Consider the following 19,168-nt stretch of genomic DNA (forward strand, 5'->3'; position numbering starts at 1 on the left):
GGTCGAGTCGCCGTGGACGGGGGACGCCCAGACCCGCGCAACCGTGGTTGAGCGGAGCCGAATCCCGGTCGAGCCCGCAGCGGAGGGCGCCCAGACCGCCGTCGTGCGCGACGAGGCGCCCGCGGTCCGCAACGGGCGGCGACCTCGTGGTCGAGACGCTCGAGGCGCTCGGCGCGAAGACCGTCTTCGGCATCCCCGGACAGCACGCGCTGGGCCTGTTCGACGCGATGGGCCGGGGAAACCTGCACTTCGTCTCGAGCCGGGTCGAGAACAACTCCGCGTTCGCCGCGGACGGCTACTCCCGCGCGACCGGTGAGGTCGGCGTCCTGTTCCTCTCCACCGGTCCGGGCGCGCTGACCTCGCTCGCGGGCCTCCAGGAGGCTTACGCGACCGGGGTGCCGATGGTGGTGATCGCGAGCCAGATCCCGCTCGAGGGTCTCGGCGCGCGCCGCAAGGGCATGCTCCACCAGCTCGACGACCAGAAGGCCTCCGCCGCGAACGTGACGAAGAGCCAGCGGCTCATCCAGCACGCCTCCGGCATCCCGAGCGCCATCCAGGACGCATGGACGGACGCAATCTCCTCGCCGCAGGGGCCCGTGTGGGTCGAGATTCCGCAGAACGTGCTGCTCGACCCGATCGTCGTGCCGCCGGTCGAGGACGCGCTCGCGGTGGCGGCCGACAACCCGCCGCGTGTCGAGCTCGTGCGCGAGGCCGTCAAGTGGCTGCGGGAAGCGAAGCGGCCCGCGATCATCGCCGGTGGCGGCACGCGGCGCGGGCACGCCGAGAAGGCGCTTGCGCACCTCGCGGAGCAGCTCCGCGCGCCGGTGATCTGCACCCCCGGCGGCAACGGCGCGTTCCCGTGGGAGCACCCGCTCTCGCTCCAGTCCTGGATCGAGGACCGGCACATGACGGACGTCCTCGAGGACGCGGACGTGCTCGTGGTCGTCGGGTCCTCGCTCGGGGAGGTCACGTCGAACTACTTCACGTTCGAGCCGCGGGGCCGCATCATCCAGATCGACGCCGAGCCGCGCGTGCTCGAGTCGAACCGGCCGGGCCTCGGCATCCGGGCGGACGCAGGACAGGCGCTGGAAGCGCTCAACGCCGCGCTGGACGAGGCACTCGCCCACCCTCTCGGCGGCCGCCCGCCCGCGCCGGACTGGCACGGCAAGGCGCCCGAGGAGGTCGTCGCGGAGTCCCTCGCCAAGGTACGCGAGCGCCTCGCGTCGCAGGACCTCGGCAAGGAGCTGCGGTTCATGGCGGACATCCGCGCGGCGGTGCCGGATGACATGCAGACGTTCTGGGACATGACGATCTCCGCGTACTGGGCCTGGAGCTGCTGGGACGCACGGCAGGGCCAGTTCCACTCCGCGCAGGGCGCCGGCGGGCTCGGCTTCGGCTTCCCGGCTGCGATCGGCGGGGCCGTGGGCCTCGCGACGACGGGGAGGCCCGCGCGCGTGCTGGCCGTTTCCGGCGACGGGTCCGCGATGTACTCGATCTCCGAGCTCGCCACGGCCAAGCAGCACAACGTCCCGGTCACGTGGCTCATCGTGGACGACGGCGGGTACGGGATCCTGCGCGAGTACATGGTCGGGGCCTTCGGGAAGGCCACCGCGACCGAGCTCGCCCGGCCGGACTTCGTGGCCCTCGCCGCGTCCTTCGGCGTCCCCGCGAAGCGCGTCGCGCCGGAGCACGTGCGGGAGGCGCTCGAGGAGAGCCTCGCCGCGGACGGGCCGAACGTCGTCGTGGTCGAGACGCTCCTGAAGATGTTCGCCCCGACGCACCTGGAGTTCTAGCCCGACCCACCTCCCGTCTGGGGGTCACGTTCTGGGGGTCACGTTCTGGGGGTCACGCCCGACGTGGCTTCCAGAACGTGACCCCCAGACGTCGTTAACGGCTCGGTGACATACGACGATGCCCTCTCGCCGGCGGCCCGTGCCCGCCGATGTGGTGCGGATCCGCCGACTTGCCGCGTTGCCGCCGGGTCTGACCCCCGCGTAGGCGGCAGACCCCCGTTTCTGCGACCGTCGAAAGCTGACCTCCAGAAGCTGGCCTCCAGCATGGGGGCGCCGCCTGCGGGGCGCACCGTGGTGCGCGAAGGTTCGTGCGTGGCCGGTGGTTGCGCCGTGTGTGTGCGGGATGGATGCTGGGGGTGTCCGTCGCGGTCGACCCCGAACCTTCTGTGGTGCCGGTGAGCCTGTCCTCCAGCATGGTGGCGGAGGGCCTCCGCGGGAACCGTGGATTGGTGCCTTTGAGCCCGAGCGTCAGACTTCCGAATCTCTCCTGGAGCGTGTCAAGTTGTTTGTGTGAGTGGTCGGTCTCCGGTTTGGTTCAGAGGTAGGGGTTGATGCGTTCGGGGTAGGCCAGGGCGAGCTGGGCCAGGGCCTGCTTCCAGTTCGTGGTGACCTGGCCTTGGACGAGGCGCCCGTCGGCCTTGCGCCGGTGTGCGGGCAGTCCGCGCTCCTTGGCCCGTTGGCGGGCGCGCTTGTCCTCGATGTTGCAGATCGCGAGCCAGAGCAGCTTCACGACCGCGTCGTCGGAGGGGAAGTGGCCGCGGTTCTTGATGACCTTGCGCAGCTGGTAGTTCAGCGACTCGATCGCGTTGGTGGTGTAGATGACCCGGCGCAGCATCGGCGGGAACGCCAGGAACGGGATGAACCGCTCCCAGGCGTCCTGGAACGCCCGGACCGTGTTGGGGTTCTTCTTCCCCAGCTCGGAGGCCGCGAACTCCTCAAGGGCCGCCTTCGCGGCGGCCTCGTTCGGGGCCTGATAGACCGTCTTGAGGGCCGCGGCGACGGCCTTGCGCTGGCCGTAGGCCACGAACCGCATCGAGGCCCGGATCAGGTGCACCACGCAGGTCTGCACCAGCGACTCGGGCCAGGTTGCCTCGATCGCCTCGGGGAAGCCGGTGAGCCCGTCGCAGCAGACGATGAGTACGTCCCGGACGCCGCGGTTGGCCAGCTCGGCGCATACCCCGGCCCAGAACTTCGCGCCCTCGGCGGCCTGGACCCAGATCCCGAGCACGTGCTTGATCCCGTCCATGTCCACCCCGACCGCGATGTGCGCGGCCTTGTTGCGCACGTGCGCCCCGTCGCGGACCTTGACCACGATCGCGTCCAGGTAGATGACCGGGTAGAAGGACTCCAGCGGCCGGCGCTGCCAGGCCAGGACCTCGTCCAGGACCTCGTCGGTGACCTTGGAGATCGTCTCGCGGCTGACCTCGGTGCCGACCGTGGAGACGAGGTGATGCTCGATGTCGCGCACCGTCATCCCGCCCGCGTACAGGGAGATGATCATGTCATCGAGCCCGGACAGGCGCCGGGCGCCCTTGGGCACGAGCATCGGTGTGAAGGTCCCGTCCCGGTCCCGCGGGACCGCGAGCTCCACGTCCCCGGCGATCGTGCCGACAGTCTTCGGGAACGAGCCGTTGCGCGAGTTCGGGAACAGCGCCGCGTCCGGGTCGCCCTTCTCGTACCCGAGGTGGTCCGACAGCTCGGCCTGCATCCCGCGCTCGAGGCCGGCCTTGATCAGCTGCTGGATCAGCCCGTCCCTGCCCTCGAGCTGGACCTGCCCGGCATCGATCATCGAGTACAGCTCATCCAGCGCCCCCGACGCCTCGAGCGCTTCCACGCCCTCACGCTGGGCCCTGCGGCGCTCCTGCCGCTCTTCCTTGCTGACCATGCTCATCAGTGTCTCGGCTTTCTGTCAGGGACACCGCCCTCACACAAACCATCTGACACCCTCCTCTCCTGCCCTCCCCGCGGCGGACGCCATTCCGATCGGAAAGGAGCCAGGCGATGGAACTCCTCCATCCCCGGTGCGCGGGAATCGACATCTCCAAGCGGGACGCGAAGGTCTGCGTCCGCATCGCCGGGACGGGCCGCGCCAAGGCCGTCGAGACGGTCACGACATGGTCCTCCATGACCGGTCAGATCCTGGCCCTGCGCGAACACCTCGCCCAGCAGCAGGTCACGTGCGTGGTCATGGAGGCCACCAGCGACTACTGGAAGCCGTTCTACTACCTCCTCGAGGACCTGCCCGGGGTCGAGGTCATGCTGGTCAACGCCCGGCAGGTGAAGAACGTCCCGGGAAGGAAGACCGACGTCGCCGACGCGACCTGGCTGGCCCAGCTCGGCGCGCACGGGCTCGTGCGGGCCTCGCTCGTCCCCCCGGCCCCGATCCGCCAGCTGCGCGACCTGACCCGGACCCGCACCGCGATCACCCGCGACCGGGCCCGGGAGGCCCAGCGACTGGAGAAGCTCCTGGAGGACGCCGGGATCAAGCTCTCCTCCGTCGCCACGGACATCCTCGGGGTCTCCGGGCGGGCCATGCTCGAGGCCCTGATCACCGGAAACACCGACCCCGGGGCCATGGCGGAGCTGGCCAGGACCAGCCTCAGGCCCAAGATCCCAGCCCTGACCGAGGCCCTGACCGGCCGGTTCACCGCCCACCACGCCTTCCTGGCCCGGATCCACCTGGACCTGATCGACCAGCACACCGCCGCGATCGAGACCCTCACCGCACAGATCGAGGCGCTCATGGAGCCCTTTCGCGGCTTCCACGACCTGATCACCACCATCCCGGGGATCAGCACCACGATCGCCGACGTCATCGTCGCCGAGACCGGCGCGGACATGTCCCGCTTCCCCACCGCCGAGCACCTGGCCTCCTGGGCCGGCACCGCCCCGGGGAACAACGAATCCGCCGGCAGGGTCAAGTCCTCCCGCACCCGCCCCGGCAACCCCTACCTCCTGGGAGCCCTGGGCATCTTCGCCATGGTCTGCGCGAACCACCCCGGCACCTACCTCCACGCCAAATACCGCCGCATCGCCGCCCGCCGCGGCCCGATGAGGGCCATCGTCGCACTCGAGCACACGCTCCTGGTCACAATCTGGCACATGGGCACCACCGGCACCCTCTACCAGGACCCCGGCCCCGACTACTACACCCGCAACCACCCCGACCGCGCCAAGAACCGCGCCATCCACCAGCTACAGGCCCTCGGATACAACGTCACCCTCGACCACGCCTCATAACCCAACGAGCACACCCCACCGGAACCTTCGCGTCAGAAGGTGACCCCCAGACGTCGTTCGCGCACGACGGCGCCGCCGCGCCACGTGTTTCTAAGGTCACCTCGTGTTACTAAGGTCACCTAGCGAATTAGTTTGCACAAGCAACCATTGCATGTATAGTTGTGACAAGCAATCAATTCTCAGGAGAGGCCATGCCTGTCGATCCCGGCACCGCACGCGAACTCATCCACCGCGTCTTCGACCTGCAGCGGGTGATCCGCTGCCTCTCGACCACCGAGCTCAAGCACGGCGACCTCGGCGTCGCGTCCCAGGGCGTGATGCGCATGATCGCCGAGCACGGCGGCCGCGCCGTCGACCTCGCCGGCAAGCTCGGCGTGAGCGCGCCGGTGCTCAGCCGGCACCTCGCGGAACTCGAGGGCCTGGGGTTCGTCGAGCGGCGCCGGGACCCTGATGACCGCCGCGCCCAGCTCGTGGCCCTCACGGAGGCCGGCGTCACCGTCCTCGGGGAGATCGAGGAGCATCGCATCGCGCGGCTCCAGAGCTACCTCGAGGGATGGGACGAGGGCCAGGCCGCCGAGGCGGTCATGGCGATCGGCCAGCTCTCGGACGCCCTCCGTACCGGCGCGCATCGCATGCGCCCCACCCCTTCCCCGGAGACCTCTCCGGCACCGCAGACCCCACAGAACCAGGAGGAAGCCCTTGCAGCCCGCTGAGGCCGCGGCTCCGCAGATGAGCCACAAGCAGATCCTCGAGGCCCTCACCGGCCTCCTCGCAGCATTCTTCACCGCGATTCTCTCCTCGACGATCGTCGCGAACGCGCTGCCCACGATCATGGCGGACCTCAAAGGCACGCAGACCGACTTCGCGTGGGTCATCACGGCCGCCCTGCTCGCCAACGCCGTCACCACCCCCATCTGGGGCAAGCTCTCGGACCTCTTCGACAAGAAGTTCCTCACGCAGCTGAACATCGTGGTGTTCGTGGCAGGTTCGGTCTTGGCCGGGTTCGCGCAGAACATCCCGTGGCTCATCGGGGCCCGCGTGGTCCAGGGCGTTGCGATGGGCGGCCTCACCGCGATGGCGATGGCGATCATGGCACGATGATCCCGCCCCGCGATCGCGGCAAGTACAACGGCTACATGGGCGCCGTCATGGCGGTCGGCACGGCCGGCGGCCCGCTCCTGGGCGGGTTCATCGTGGACTCGCCGCTGGGCTGGCGCTGGACGTTCTTCGTCTGCGTCCCGCTCGCCGTCGTCGCGCTGATCCTCATCCAGGTCACGCTGAAGATCAAACACGTCAAGCGCGTCGCGAAGATCGACTGGCTCGGCTCGATCCTGCTCACCGCGTCCGTCTCCACGCTCCTCATCTGGGTCTCGTTCGCAGGCAAGGCCGACTACTACGACTGGTGGAGCTGGCAGACCGCCGCGATGGTGGGCGGCTCGGTCCTTGGCCTCATCCTCCTCGTGATCGTGGAGTCCCGCGTCGCGATGCCGATCATCCCGCTCAAGATCGTGGCGAACCGCACGACGACGCTCAGCATCATCGCGTCCGGCGCCGTGGGTGTGGCGATGTTCGCCTCGTCCTCTTACCTCGGGCAGTACTTCCAGGTGGCCCGCGGCGCCACCCCGACCGAGGCGGGCCTGCTGACTCTGCCGATGATCGCGGGCAACTTCCTCGGCTCGGTCGTCTCCGGCCAGCTCATTTCCCGCCACGGCAAGTGGAAGCGGTACCTCATCCTCGGCTCGATCCTGACGATCATGAGCCTGGGCCTGCTCGGCACGATCGACCACAGCACCGACCTGTGGCTCACGGGCCTGTACACGTTCGTGCTCGGCACGGGCCTGGGCATGACCATGCAGAACCTCGTGCTCGGCGTCCAGAACACGGTCCGCGCCACGGACATCGGCACGGCCAGCTCCACGGTCGCGTTCTTCCGCTCGGTCTTCGGCGCCATCGGTGTCTCGGTCCTCGGCGCGGTCCTGAGCAACCGCTCGGGTGACCTCGTCACACAGGGCCTCGCCGACCACGGCATCAACGCTCCGGCGGGTTCGGCCGGCGGCAGCATGGACCTCAAGGACATGCCGGCGCCGATCGCGGACATCGTCCGCGGCGCGTTCGGCGATGCGACCGCGGAGGTGTTCTTCATCGCCGCCGTGATCGCGGTCGCATCCCTGCTCGCGGTCCTGTTCATCAAGGAGGTCCCGCTGCGCCGCACCGTGGACATCGTCAAGCCCACCGCGGGCGCCCAGGCCGCCGTGGAGAACGGCGTGGAGGAGGGCGCCGCCCGCACCGGCACCCTTGCTGTGGTGGCTCCGCCGCACGACGGCGCGTCCTCGCCCGCGGCGACCGGCTCGCCGTCGTCCGCCCTCACCGACCGCACGGTGAGCCGCGCCGCGATCCGGGAGGCCCTCTCCGTGCCCCAGCACGCATCGGAGCTGGACAGCGAGCTCCAACTGCTGCTCGCCGACGCGGCGGACGCCCGCCCGGCCGGGTCACCGGATCTCGCCCCGCTCCACGAGACGCAGCGGCTCCTCGCCGCGCAGCAGGTCCAGCTCGGCCAGTTGTTCTCCCGCGTCGCGGACCAGCTCGAGGCGCAGCAGCGGATCGCCGCGGAGCAGGGACAGACGGCCAAGGCGCAGGCGGAGACGGCCGCCCAGCTCGCCCAGATCCAGGCCGAGCTCGCTGCCGAGCGTCAGCTCCAGAAGGAGGCCGCGCTCTACCTCGCGACGCGCGGACGGCACAGCGCGAACTGACCGGATGCCGGCGGCGTCGACCCGCCGAGGAGCATCGGGCAGCCTGCGGACATCGCCTGTCCGCAGGCTGCCCGATTAGTCCTCAAGACTGATGCACCGCGGAGCTCCACGGGCCTACGCTTGACACGCCCCTTTCGGCACCCCGTGGGGCCCAAGACTCGAAGGACGTCGATGCTCCTCACTCTCATCCGGCGCTACAGCGCCCGCTACTGGCCATGGATCCTCGCCGTGGTCGTCTTCCAGCTCGCGACCACCATCGCGACGCTGTACCTGCCCAGCATCAACGCCCAGATCATCGACCAGGGCGTCGCGAAGGGCGACACGGACTACATCTGGCGTCAGGGCGCCCTCATGCTGGGAATCGCGCTGGCCCAGGTGGTCACCGCGATCGCCGCCGTCTACTTCGGCTCGAAGACCGCCATGGCGTTCGGCCGCGACCTGCGCGAGGGCGTGTTCCGCAAGGTGACCTCGTTCTCGGCGCAGGACCTCCAGCGGTTCGGCGCGCCGACCCTCATCACGCGCGGCACCAATGACGTCCAGCAGGTCCAGATGGTCATGCTCATGGGCCTGAACTTCATGGTCTCCGCGCCCATCATGTGCGTGGGCGGCATCATCATGGCCCTCAACGAGGACGCCGGCCTGTCGTGGCTCGTGTGGGTCTCCGTGGGTGTCCTCTTCGCCGTGGTCGGGTTCCTCGTGTACCTGCTCATGCCTCTGTTTCGGAAGATGCAGGGCCGCATCGACAGCATCAACGGCGTGCTGCGCGAGCAGATCATCGGCATTCGCGTGGTCCGCGCTTTCGTGCGGGAGCGCTTCGAGGAGGACCGCTTCGCCGAGGCGAACAAGTCCCTCACGGACATCTCCCTCAAGGTCGGGCAGATCTTCGTGCTCATGTTCCCGATCATCATGCTCCTGCTCCAGGCGGCCACCGCCGCCGTGCTGTTCTTCGGCGGCCACCGCGTGGACAGCGGGGACATGCAGGTCGGCTCCCTGACCGCGTTCATGCAGTACCTCCTGCAGATCCTCATGGCCGTCATGATGGGCACCTTCATGGCGATGATGATCCCGCGCGCGTCCGTGTGCGCCGACCGCATCGGCGAGGTGTTCAAGGCCGAGGACTCCATGCACGATCCCGAGCAGCCCGTGGTTCCCGAGCGGTCCGAGGGCGTCGTGGAGTTCCGCAACGTCTCCTTCGCCTACCCCGGCGCGGAGGCCCCGGTGCTCAGCGGGATCTCGTTCACGGCGCGGCCCGGGCAGACGGTGGCGATCGTGGGCTCGACGGGCTCGGGCAAGACGACGCTGCTCAACCTCGTCCCGCGCCTCTACGACGCCGCGGAGGGCGAGGTGCTGCTCGACGGCGTGCCTGTCGCCCAGATGCCACGGACCGAGATCACCTCGCGAGTGTCCATGGTGCCCCAGCGCCCCTACCTGTTCTCCGGGACCGTTGCGCACAACCTCCGCTTCGGGGACGAGTCCGCCCCCGACGCGCAGCTGTGGCAGGCGCTCGAGGTCGCCCAGGGCGCCGAGTTCGTCCGAGCCAAGGAGAACGGGCTCGAATCGCCCATCTCGCAGGGCGGGACAAACGTCTCCGGCGGCCAGCGGCAGCGGCTGTGCATCGCGCGCGCCGTCGTCGCCGATCCCAAGGTGTACCTGTTCGACGACTCCTTCTCCGCTCTCGACGTCGAGACCGAGGCCCGGCTCCGCCATGCCCTCAGGGAGCACACGCGCGAGGCGACCGTGATCGTCGTCGCCCAGCGTGTCTCCACGATCATCGGCGCCGACCAGATCCTGGTCCTCGACGACGGCAAGATCGTGGATCGCGGCACCCATGCCGAGCTCCTCGAGACTTCGCCGACCTACCAGGAGATCGTCCAGTCGCAGATCAGCGCAGAAGAAGTAGCCAGCGCCGCGGGCGCGGGAACGGGGGAGCCGGCATGAGCCAGGACAAGGCACAGGCGCCGGACAAGGCACACGCGCCTGCGGCCCCTGACGAGGAGCTCGAGGAGACCGAGACGCCCAGATCCGGCGGCGGCTTCGGCCAGCAGATGCCCACCCGGAAGGCGAAGAACTTCCGCGCCAGCGCGCTGCGGCTCGCCGGACTCATCCGGCCCGAGATGGGCTGGATGGCCGTGGTCGTCGCGTTCATCATCGTCTCGGTGGTCCTGTCGGTGATCGCACCGAAGATCATGGGCCGGGCCATGGACATCATCTTCGCCGGGGTGATCGGCAAGCAGATGCCCGCCGGGGTCACGAAGGACCAGGTCATCGAGGGCCTCCGCGCCCAGGGCCAGAACAACTTCGCGGACATGCTCTCGGCCATGAACCTCGTGCCCGGACAGGGCATCGATTTCAACGAGCTGACCCTGATCATCGCCATCATCCTCGTCATGTACTTCGTGGCGAGCCTGTTCATGTGGGCTCAGGGCTTCATCCTCAACCGCGTGGTCATGCGGATCGTCTACCGGCTCCGCCGTGATGTCGAGGCAAAGCTCAATCGGCTCCCACTCGGCTACTTCGACACGCGCCAGCGCGGCGACCTGCTCTCGCGGGTGACGAATGACGTGGATAACGTCCAGCAGGCCCTCCAGCAGGCGTTCTCCCAGCTGCTGTCCTCGATCCTGCAGGTGCTCGGCATCATCGTGATGATGTTCATCGTCTCGTGGGAGCTCGCCCTCATCGCGCTCGTCGCGCTGCCCCTCTCCGCGGTGGTGACCGGCGTGATCGGCGCGCGGAGCCAGAAGCTGTTCCAGGCACAGTGGCGGGACACGGGCATCCTCAACGGGCACATCGAGGAGTCCTTCTCCGGCACGAGCTCGCGATCCTCTTCGGCCGCGGCGAGGACATGGTGGACGGCTTCAACCGCAAGAACGACGAGCTCTACAAGGCCTCGTTCGGTGCACAGTTCGTCTCCGGCATGATGTTCCCGATCATGAACTGGATCAGCTACCTCGCCTACGTGGGCATCGCCGTCGTCGGCGGCCTGCGTGTCGCCGCCGGCCAGATGACCCTCGGCGACGCGACCGCGTTCATCCAGTACTCCCGGCAGTTCACCCAGCCGCTCGGGCAGATCGCCGGCATGGCCAACATGCTCCAGTCCGGCGTCGCCTCCGCCGAGCGCGTGTTCGAGCTGCTCGACGCCGACGAGCAGCAACCGGAGACCGCCACGGCACATCTGCCGGCGGTCACGGACGGCCACGTGGACTTCGAGCACGTCTCGTTCTCCTACTCCGAGGACAAGCCGCTCATCGAGGACCTCTCGCTCACGGCCGAGCCCGGCCACACCGTGGCGATCGTCGGCCCGACCGGCGCCGGGAAGACCACGCTCGTGAACCTCGTGATGCGGTTCTACGAGATCCAGTCCGGCCGGATCCTCCTGGACGGCGTGGACATCCGGGATCTGTCCCGCGCCGAGCTCCGCTCGAAGGTGGGAATGGTCCTCCAGGACGCGTGGCTCTTCGGCGGGACGATCTACGACAACATCCGCTACGGCAACCTCGACGCGACCGAGGAGCAGGTCATGGCCGCGGCCAGGGCCACCTACGTGGACAGGTTCGTCCGCTCCCTGCCGGACGGCTACCAGACCGTCATCGACGAGGAGGGAACCAACATCGCGGCCGGCGAGAAGCAGCTCATCACGATCGCCCGCGCCTTCGTGTCCAACCCCTCGCTGCTCATACTCGACGAGGCCACCTCGTCGGTGGACACCCGCACGGAGCTGCTCGTCCAGAAGGCGATGGCCGCGCTGCGCACGGACCGCACCTCGTTCGTGATCGCCCACCGGCTCTCCACGATCAGGGACGCGGACACGATCCTGGTGATGGAGAACGGCAAGATCGTCGAGCAGGGCCGCCACGAGGAGCTCCTTGAGCGCGCCGGCGCCTACCACCGGCTCTACATGAGCCAGTTCGCGGGCGGCATCGACTTCGAGGCGGAGGAGGCGGCGGCCTCGGCGGGAGCGGCCCCCCGCACCTGACGCTCAGGGGGACCGCCGCTCACCCTCCGTCGGAGTTATCCCTCGGGGGCGAGCTCCACGCGGATGCCGTCCAACGCGGCGTCGTGCTCGATCTGGCACGAGAGGCGCGAGCCGCACTCACGGAACCCCTCGGCGTCGGCCAGGAGCTCGGCCTCGTCCTCGCTGCGCTCGCCGAGGCGCGCGGCGATGGGCTCCTCGAGGAACACGTGGCACGTCGCGCACGAGGCGGTGCCCCCGCACGAGGCGAGGACTGGCAGGTCGTTGTCCCGGAGGACCTCCATGAGCGTCTGGTCCTCATCCCAGATCAGGGAGTGCTGGGCGCCGTCGCGGTCGACGGCGGTAATGGTCGTGGGCATGTCGGTGGCCTTTCGGTGTGGTCGGGAGGGGAGGGCGGGCCGGGGAGAGCGGCCGCTCAGAGGGCGGGCTCGAGGGACTCCTCGGCGAGGACAGCGGCCTGGTCGAGCGGGAGGGCCGGGTCGGCCGCGAGGTTCGCGTCGAGGACGGCGCGCCGGGCCACGAGCCGCTTGCCGGCGTTGAAGTCGGCGAGCGAGCCGACCGTGTCGACGGCGGCGATCCGCCCCGCTCGCAGGTAGACGACCGAGAACTTCCCGCTCTCGGGATCGCCTCGCAGCACCACCTCGTCGTCCGGGTGCCGGACTCCTGCGGTCTGCAGCCGGACGCCGTGCTGGACGGTCCAGAACCACGGCACCTCCGGCGCTGTCGGCTCGTGGCCGGTGATGTCCGCGGCGATGGCCTCGGCCTGGGCCCGCGCGTTCTGGATGCACTCGAGGCGCTGGCTCGCGCCGTCGTACAGGCTCGCGAACCGGGTGGCGTCGCCAGCTGCGTAGATGTCCGGGTCGGAGGTCCGGCCCGCGGCGTTGACGAGGATTCCGTCCGAGACCTCGAGCCCGGCCTCGGCCGCGAGCCCCTGCTCGGGGACCACCCCGATCCCGGCGATGACGACGTCGGCGCGGTGCCGCGCGCCGTCGGCGGTCACGACCCATTTGACGCGGCCGGTGCCGTCGGGGGAGGTGGGGCCCTCGATCGCGGTGACGGCGGCCCCGAAGCGGAACTCGACGCCGGCCGCGCGATGCCGGTCCTCGAAGAAGCGCGAGACGGGCGCGCTCGTCACGCGGCTCATGACCCGGTCCTGGAACTCGAGCACCGTGACCGAGCAGCCGCGCTTGGCCGCCGCGGCGGCGACCTCGAGCCCGATGTAACCCGCGCCGATGACGACGACGTGCCGCGCCGCGGCCTCGGTGGCTGGGTCCGGCGCGAGCTCGGCCGCGAGGCGCCGAGCGTCCGGGAGGGTCTTGAGCATGAGGACGCCGTCGAGGTCGGAGCCAGGAACGGTGAGGCGGCGCGGCGTCGAGCCGGTGGCGAGGACGAGCTTCGCGTAGGGAAGCGCCCGGCCGTCCGCGAGCCGCACCTCACGGCGGCCGCGGTCGATTGAGGCGGCGGTCCCCTGGACCCGCTCGATCCCGCGGGACTCGAACCACGAGGCCTTGCGCATCGGCACGGGCTCGGCCGGCGCGCCGGGAGCGAGGAGGTCCTTCGACAGCGGCGGGCGCTCGTAGGGCAGCTGCCCCTCGGCGTCGACCAGGACGATCCTGCCCTCCCATCCGCGCGAGCGCAGGCCTGCGGCGACGCCGACGCCGGCATGGCCGGACCCGACGATGACCACGGCGGGTGGTGTGGGCTGTGCGGTCTCACTCATGGTGTCCCTCCGGGGTGTTGCGGGCCGTGAGCGTCACGACGAGGCGCTCGGGTCCCGAGTTGGTCAGGTTGTTGCCGCGCACGTACTCGATGGGGTGCGCGGGGTCCAGGGCGGCGTGCGCGAGGCGGCGGCCCAGGAGCTCGGCTGTCACGCGCGTCTCGAGCCGCGCGAGCGGCGCGCCGAGGCACGCGTGCACGCCGTGGCCGAACCCGAGGTGGCCGGTGGTGTCGCGGTCGATGTCGAACACGCTGGGGTTCGGGTACTTCGCGGCGTCGTGGTTGGCGGCGGCGGGCATGAGGCGCACGATCGCGCCCTTCGGAAGGGTCACCCCCGCGACCTCGACCTCCTCGGTCGTGATCCGAGAGACCCGCTGCACCGTGCCCCGGTAGCGGGCAAGCTCCTCGACGAATGCCTCGGCGTCCGCGGGCTCGGCGTGGAGGCGGTCCAGGAGGGCCGGCTGCTCGGCGACGACGCGGAACGCGTTGGCGAGCAGGATCGTCGTCGTGTCGTGCCCGGCGATGAACACGAACGCGCACAGCTCCTTGGCCTCCTTCTCGGAGAGCTGCCCCTCCTTCCACATGCGTGCGATGTGCCCGCCCACGGACTCGTTGCCCTCCGCGTGGAGGCGCTCCATCGTGTCCTTGAGGTACGCGAAGAACGCGTGCGCGCTCTCCTCGTCCGTGCCGGTGCCCGGCGCGTTGCGCGCGAGGCGGCCGAAGTAGCTGAACGTCTCGTCGGACCAGAACTTCATCTTCTCGAAGTCCTCGGCCGGCACGTCGAGCAGGGCGCTGATCGTGGACATGCTCAGCGGGATCGCGTAGTCCTCGACGACGTCCCCGCCGCCGCGCGCTATGAGCCCGTCGAGGAGCTGCTCCGCCGTTTCCCGGATGCGGTCCTCGAAGAGGCTGATCGCCTTGGGCGTGAACGCCTTCGCAACGATCTGGCGCAGCCGTCCGTGGTCCGGCGAGTCCATGAGCGTCAGGAACGTGAGCGGGACCGGCTTGACCACCTCCGAGGAGAAGACCTTCGGCGCCCGGAGCGCCTTGCGGACGTCCTCGAACCGGGAGATGAACCACACGTCCGAGACCGGCGACGCCGCCCGCAGCACCGGCGCATTCTCGAGCATCCAGCGGTAGTGGTTGTACGGGTCGCCCTGGCTGCCGTCATCGACGACCTTGAACGGCTCGAGGCCCTCGGGCCAGTCGAGCTCGTGGGAGTAGGGCGGCAGCTGGGGCGTTTCGGCGCGCACGACGGCGGTCTGGCCGCCGGCGCTGGGGGCGTCACCGGCGGCGTCGGCCGCCACTCCGGTGAAGGGGCAGGTAATGGTCATGATGACCTCCTTCCGGCCGCAGGCGTGCGGCATTGCACGCGGTGCGGTTTCAAGGGGACGTCGGGAGCGGCTGCTGCACCGCGTCCCGTGACGCTGATCACGTCGTTGCATAGAGTCTGTCCCGACTTCGGAAACGATCACAGGCCCCCTTCCGGTAGTCGGAAGAATTGGTCGCGGCCACCGCGCGTCGATCGCTCGACGAGCCACATCCGCAAGGTCGAGAAGTCACTTACGCAGGCGTGACTCCTCGGCGCGGCCGGGCTAAGGGGTCGCCGGCTGGCCGGACGTGCCGCGGAGGGCGCGGGAGGCGCCGTGGGCCGCCGTCGTGAGGGCAACGACGACGCGCGGCACGACGTCCGCGTCCGTGCGCGGGACGATCGCGTTGAGGGCGGCCGCGATCACGGGCCCCTCGGCCGTCCGCTCGGGACCGAACACGGGCACGGCCACGCCGATCCACTCGGTGCGCCCGATTCCGGGCGGCGCGGCGAACCCCTTCTGGCGGATGTCGGCGAGCGTGCGGCGCAGCGCGGCCGGGTCGGTGACCGTCTCGGGCGTGACCTTCTCGAGCGGCCCCTCGAGGGCCCGGGCCTGGACTGCGGCCTCGGAGAACGCGAGGAGGACGAGCCCGCTCGATGACGCATGCAGCTGCATGCGCTGGGCGATGTTGGCGGCGTCGAGCGGCGACTCGGGCGCGGAGAGCCGCTCGACGTACAGGGCGCTGCCGCGGTCGAGCACGGCGAGCGTGACATGGTGGTGGACCGCGGCCTGGACGTCCTCCATGAACGGCAGGCAGGCCTCACGCAGCGTCAGCGCATGCGAGGCGCGGTTCGCGAGCTCCCACATGCGAAGGCCGGGCCGGAGGTCGCCGGCGGAGTCGCGCTCGAGCAGCCCGTGGCGGAGCAGCTCGTCGGCGAGCCGGTGCGTGGTGGTGAGCGGCAGCCCTGAGCGCCGGGCGAGGCTGCTCAGGCTCAGGGCCGACGTGCTGCGGTCAAAGCAGCTGAGGATCCGCACCACCCGGCTGATGATGGAGTCACGCGTGGGTTCGGCCATGGTTAGACGGCAGTGTAGCCGCCGTCGACGGCGAGGATTGCGCCCACGACGAACGAGGCAGCGTCCGAGGCGAGGAACGCGATCGCCTCGGCAACTTCCTCGGGCCGCGCCAGCCGCCCGATCGGCTGCCTCGCGGCCATCGTGGCCCGCACGTCGGCGGGCAGCCCCGCCACGAGCGGCGTGTCCGCGTACCCGGGCGCGACGGCGTTGACCCGGATGCCGCTCGCCGCGTACGTCACGGCCGCGGATCGGGTCAGGTTCGCGACACCGGCCTTCGCCGCCGAGTAGGAGGAGCTGTTCGCCTGCCCCACGGCGCCCAGGATCGAGGAGACGTTCACGATCGCCCCGGACCCGGCTGCGGACATGTGCCGCAGAGCGTGCTTGCCGCACAGCGCCACGCCGGTCAGGTCGATCTCGATCACGCGGCGCCACGCGGCGACGTCGAGTTCGTGCAGCGGCGCCTTCGGCTCGGCGATCCCGGCGTTGGCCACGAGCACGTCGAGCGAGCCGAACTCGGCAGCCGCGCGGTCCATGAGCGCGGCCACCGAGTCCTCGTCCGTCACGTCGGTGCGCACCCACAGCGCGCGGTGACCGGCGTCGCGGAGGGCGCGCGCGACGTCGTCCGCGCCCTCCGCGACGTCCCCGATCACGACGGCGGCGCCCCGCTCGGCGAGCAGTCGCGCCGTCGCGGCCCCGATGCCCGACGCCGCTCCGGTCACCACCGCTACCCGCTCGGCGAACGCCTCGCCCACCTACGCGTCCTGGCGCAGGTTGTTCCCGGCCGTCTCGCCGCCGTCGATCGCGAGGTTCGCCCCGGTCATGAAGCTCGACTCGTCCGAGGCGAGGAACAGGATCAGGTCCGAGATCTCCTGCGTCTCGGCGTCGCGGCCGAGCGGGATCTGCCCGAAGCCGCGCTTCAGCCCGGCGGTCATCGGCGTCTTGACCGAGCCAGGATGCACCGAGTTGACCCGGATGTTGTACGGGCCGAGGTCCATGGCGCTCGTCTTGGTGAGCCCCTGGACGCCCCACTTCGCGGCCGCGTACGCCGCGCGGTTCTTGAACCCGACGAGCCCCGCGATCGAGGAGATGTTGATGATCGACCCGCCCGCGGCCTTCATGGCCGGCACGGCGGCCTTCATGCCGAGGAAGTTGCCGGTCAGGTCGATCTCGATCGTGCGGCGCCACTCGTCGACGTCCGCGTCCTCGACGCTTCCGCGTGTGAAGATCCCGGCGTTGTTGACGAGGACGTCGAGCGTCCCGAAGCGCTCGACGGCGGCACCCACCGCCGCGGTCCAGCTCTCGTAGTCGGTGACATCGAGGTGGACGAAGAGGGCCACGTCGCGGCCGATCCCGGTGTTGAACTCGGCGTTGATCTTCTCCGCGAGGGCCCGCCCCTCGTCCTCGAGCAGGTCCGCGATGACGACGTTCGCGCCGTGCGCCGCGAGGACCTGCGCGTGCGAGGCGCCCATGCCCCGGGCCGCGCCGGAGATCAGCGCGACCTTCTCGGCGACCCGGTCGGACACACGGCTCATCGCGCGGCCTCCTCGGCGACCGAGGCGGAGGCGGGCCGGCCAATGCCGCGCCCGTTCTCCCTCGCCGACGCGAGGCGAGCCACGTCCCGCCCGGCCCGGTACCCGAACACGAGCGCCGCGCCGATGTGCGAGCCGTATCCCGGGTACCCGCCGCCGAACACGCTGCGCGCGGCGGCGCCGACCGCGAGGAGGCCGGGGATCGGGGTGCCCTCCTCGGTCACCACCAGGTTGTCGGAGTCGACGGCGATGCCCGCGAACGTGCCCAGATCGCCCATCTGGATCTTGGCCGCGTAGTACGGGCCCTTGTCCAGGGGAGCGAGGTTGGGGTTGGGCTTGTGCTCCATGTCACCGCGGAAGTGGTTGTACTCGGTCGAGCCCCGTCCGAAGGCCGGGTCCTCGCCGGCCCGCGCGCCCACGTTGAACTCGGCCACGGTCTGCGTGAGGCCCGCGGCGTCGACGCCGATCCTGTCCGCGAGCTCCTCGAGGGTGTTCCCCTTGACCAGGTACCCCATCTTGTAGAAGTAGCCGCGCGGCATGGGCCACGGCTTGGCGTAGCCGATGCCGTACTTGTGCATCGTCTTCTCGTCGGCGATGACCCAGCCGAACGTCTTGTCCTCGCCGGCGTTGTGGGCGATCATCCGCCCGCCGAAGTCGTGGTAGCTGAGGGCCTCGTTGCCGAACCGCTTCCCGTGGCGGTCCACCGCGATGAGGCCCGGCAGGCCGATCGCACGCAGGTGCGGGAAGAGCCGCTGGCGGCCGTCGCGGAAGCGGAACACGGTCACGGGCGCCCACGAGCCCACGGAGGAGACGGCGTCGTCGATGCGGCCGCCGGCCGCGAGGGTCATCGTGGCGGCGTCGCCGCCGTGCCCCACGGTCGGCGTGAAGTGGTCGTCGCCGGCGGCGTCGTGCGGGAAGTACTTCTTGCGCAGCTCGGTGTTGCCCGAGAAGCCGCCGGCGGCGAGGATGACGCCGAGCTTGGCCTCGACGCGTGCGGGGTGCTCGCCGCCGGTGACCGCGCCGGTGACCGCGCCGTCGTCCCCCCTGGTGAGCTCGAGCACGGGCGAGGACTTCCACATGCGCACGCCGGCGTCGTAGGCGCTCTTGACCATGAGCGTCATGAGGGCATTGCCGTTCGAGCGGAGCACGGGGCGGCGGTAGCGGGCGGCGTCGAACCACGTGCGCAGGAGCTTCTTCGCGACGTACACGAACGACTTCACCGACTGGTTCACGTGGAAGAACTCGTTGATGTCCGGGCCCACCTGCGGCATGTATCCGAAGACCGTGTAGGAGGACATGTACGGCTGCATGAGCAGGCGCTTGTCGCCGAGGATCCGGGCGTCCGTGTCCTTGGGCAGGATGGCGCGGCCCCCGAGCCGCGCGCCCGGGAGGTCCATCTGGTAGTCGGGCGCCTTCTCGGGGTAGACGAACTCGACGTCGGTCTCCCGCTCGAAGAAGTCCAGCGCCTCGGGGACGGTGTCCAGGAACTGCGCGACGCCGTCGGCGTTGTACGTGTCGGGGGCGAGGTTCTTGAGGTAGGTCTCGACCTCCTCGCGCGTATCCCCGGCGGCCGTCCCCACGCGGTTGCCGGGCACCCACGCCCAGCCGGCGGAGATCGCCGTCGTGCCGCCGAAGTACTGCTCCTTCTCGGCGACGATCACGCTCAGGCCCTGGCTCGCGGCCTTGAGGGCGGCCGCCATGCCCGCGGCCCCGGACCCGACGACGAGGACGTCGCAGGCAATGGTCTTGTTCTGCTTCACGGTGTGTTCCATGCTTTCGGGTCTTG

The 19,168-nt window shown here is 70.1% G+C and carries 12 protein-coding genes and 2 pseudogenes; 6 read left to right on the forward strand and 8 right to left on the reverse strand.

Annotated elements, in window-relative coordinates; all coding sequences use genetic code 11:
• Window positions 1–47: 47 nt before the first annotated feature.
• A complete protein-coding gene (locus tag SCMU_RS04885) occupies window positions 48–1,793 on the forward strand; it encodes a thiamine pyrophosphate-binding protein (RefSeq protein WP_443020217.1) in 1,746 nt (581 codons plus the stop codon).
• A 535-nt stretch (window positions 1,794–2,328) separates the two neighbouring features.
• On the opposite strand, the gene SCMU_RS04890 is transcribed toward SCMU_RS04885, so the two are convergent.
• Complete coding sequence (locus tag SCMU_RS04890) at window positions 2,329–3,684, reverse strand: IS256 family transposase (RefSeq protein WP_229229413.1); 1,356 nt, start codon at window positions 3,682–3,684, stop codon at window positions 2,329–2,331.
• 110 nt (window positions 3,685–3,794) lie between these two features.
• Here SCMU_RS04890 and SCMU_RS04895 point away from each other — a divergent pair, with 110 nt between their 5' ends.
• The 5 genes and pseudogenes from SCMU_RS04895 (at window position 3,795) to SCMU_RS04915 (ending at window position 11,756) form a co-directional block, all read left to right on the forward strand.
• Window positions 3,795–5,033, forward strand: coding sequence for an IS110 family RNA-guided transposase (locus SCMU_RS04895; RefSeq protein WP_229229915.1), 1,239 nt, complete (start codon window positions 3,795–3,797; stop codon window positions 5,031–5,033).
• A gap of 191 nt (window positions 5,034–5,224) precedes the next feature.
• Complete coding sequence (locus SCMU_RS04900; protein WP_229231911.1) at window positions 5,225–5,746, forward strand: MarR family winged helix-turn-helix transcriptional regulator; 522 nt, start codon at window positions 5,225–5,227, stop codon at window positions 5,744–5,746.
• 16 nt (window positions 5,747–5,762) lie between these two features.
• A pseudogene (locus SCMU_RS04905) lies at window positions 5,763–7,783 on the forward strand (MFS transporter).
• 171 nt (window positions 7,784–7,954) lie between these two features.
• Complete coding sequence (locus SCMU_RS04910; protein ID WP_229231912.1) at window positions 7,955–9,721, forward strand: ABC transporter ATP-binding protein; 1,767 nt, start codon at window positions 7,955–7,957, stop codon at window positions 9,719–9,721.
• Window positions 9,718–11,756, forward strand: a pseudogene (locus SCMU_RS04915) (ABC transporter ATP-binding protein). The gene SCMU_RS04910 and the pseudogene SCMU_RS04915 overlap by 4 nt, the downstream one beginning before the upstream one ends.
• 35 nt (window positions 11,757–11,791) lie before the next feature.
• Here the strand turns inward: SCMU_RS04915 and SCMU_RS04920 are convergent.
• The 7 genes from SCMU_RS04920 to chcC2 all read right to left on the reverse strand — a co-directional run bounded on the left by SCMU_RS04920 (window position 11,792) and on the right by chcC2 (window position 19,154).
• Window positions 11,792–12,112, reverse strand: coding sequence for a 2Fe-2S iron-sulfur cluster-binding protein (locus tag SCMU_RS04920; protein ID WP_229231913.1), 321 nt, complete (start codon window positions 12,110–12,112; stop codon window positions 11,792–11,794).
• 56 nt (window positions 12,113–12,168) lie between these two features.
• Window positions 12,169–13,473, reverse strand: a complete 1,305-nt coding sequence (locus SCMU_RS04925) for an NAD(P)/FAD-dependent oxidoreductase (protein ID WP_229231914.1) — start codon at window positions 13,471–13,473, stop codon at window positions 12,169–12,171.
• A complete protein-coding gene (locus tag SCMU_RS04930) occupies window positions 13,466–14,803 on the reverse strand; it encodes a cytochrome P450 (RefSeq protein ID WP_229231915.1) in 1,338 nt (445 codons plus the stop codon). The genes SCMU_RS04925 and SCMU_RS04930 overlap by 8 nt, the downstream gene beginning before the upstream one ends.
• A 261-nt stretch (window positions 14,804–15,064) precedes the next feature.
• Window positions 15,065–15,853 (reverse strand): IclR family transcriptional regulator, encoded by a 789-nt coding sequence (locus SCMU_RS04935; protein WP_229231916.1) that lies wholly within the window; start codon window positions 15,851–15,853, stop codon window positions 15,065–15,067.
• Window positions 15,854–15,855: 2 nt separating this feature from the next.
• Window positions 15,856–16,605 carry a cis-4-hydroxycyclohexanecarboxylate dehydrogenase gene (gene chcB2, locus SCMU_RS04940; protein WP_229231917.1) on the reverse strand — a complete coding sequence of 250 codons (750 nt, stop codon included), beginning with the start codon at window positions 16,603–16,605 and terminating at the stop codon, window positions 15,856–15,858.
• Window positions 16,606–17,385: a trans-4-hydroxycyclohexanecarboxylate dehydrogenase gene (chcB1, locus tag SCMU_RS04945; protein WP_229231918.1), complete on the reverse strand. Its 780-nt coding sequence runs from the start codon at window positions 17,383–17,385 to the stop codon at window positions 16,606–16,608.
• The gene (gene chcC2, locus SCMU_RS04950) at window positions 17,382–19,154 is read right to left on the reverse strand and encodes a 4-oxocyclohex-2-ene-1-carboxylate 5-dehydrogenase (RefSeq protein ID WP_229231919.1); all 1,773 of its coding nucleotides are present in this window, start codon (window positions 19,152–19,154) and stop codon (window positions 17,382–17,384) included. Before chcC2 ends, chcB1 begins: the two co-directional genes overlap by 4 nt.
• Window positions 19,155–19,168 lie beyond the last annotated feature (14 nt).

The sequence above is a fragment of the Sinomonas cyclohexanicum genome (genome assembly GCF_020886775.1).
GTDB classification, from domain to species: Bacteria; Actinomycetota; Actinomycetes; order Actinomycetales; family Micrococcaceae; genus Sinomonas; species Sinomonas cyclohexanicum.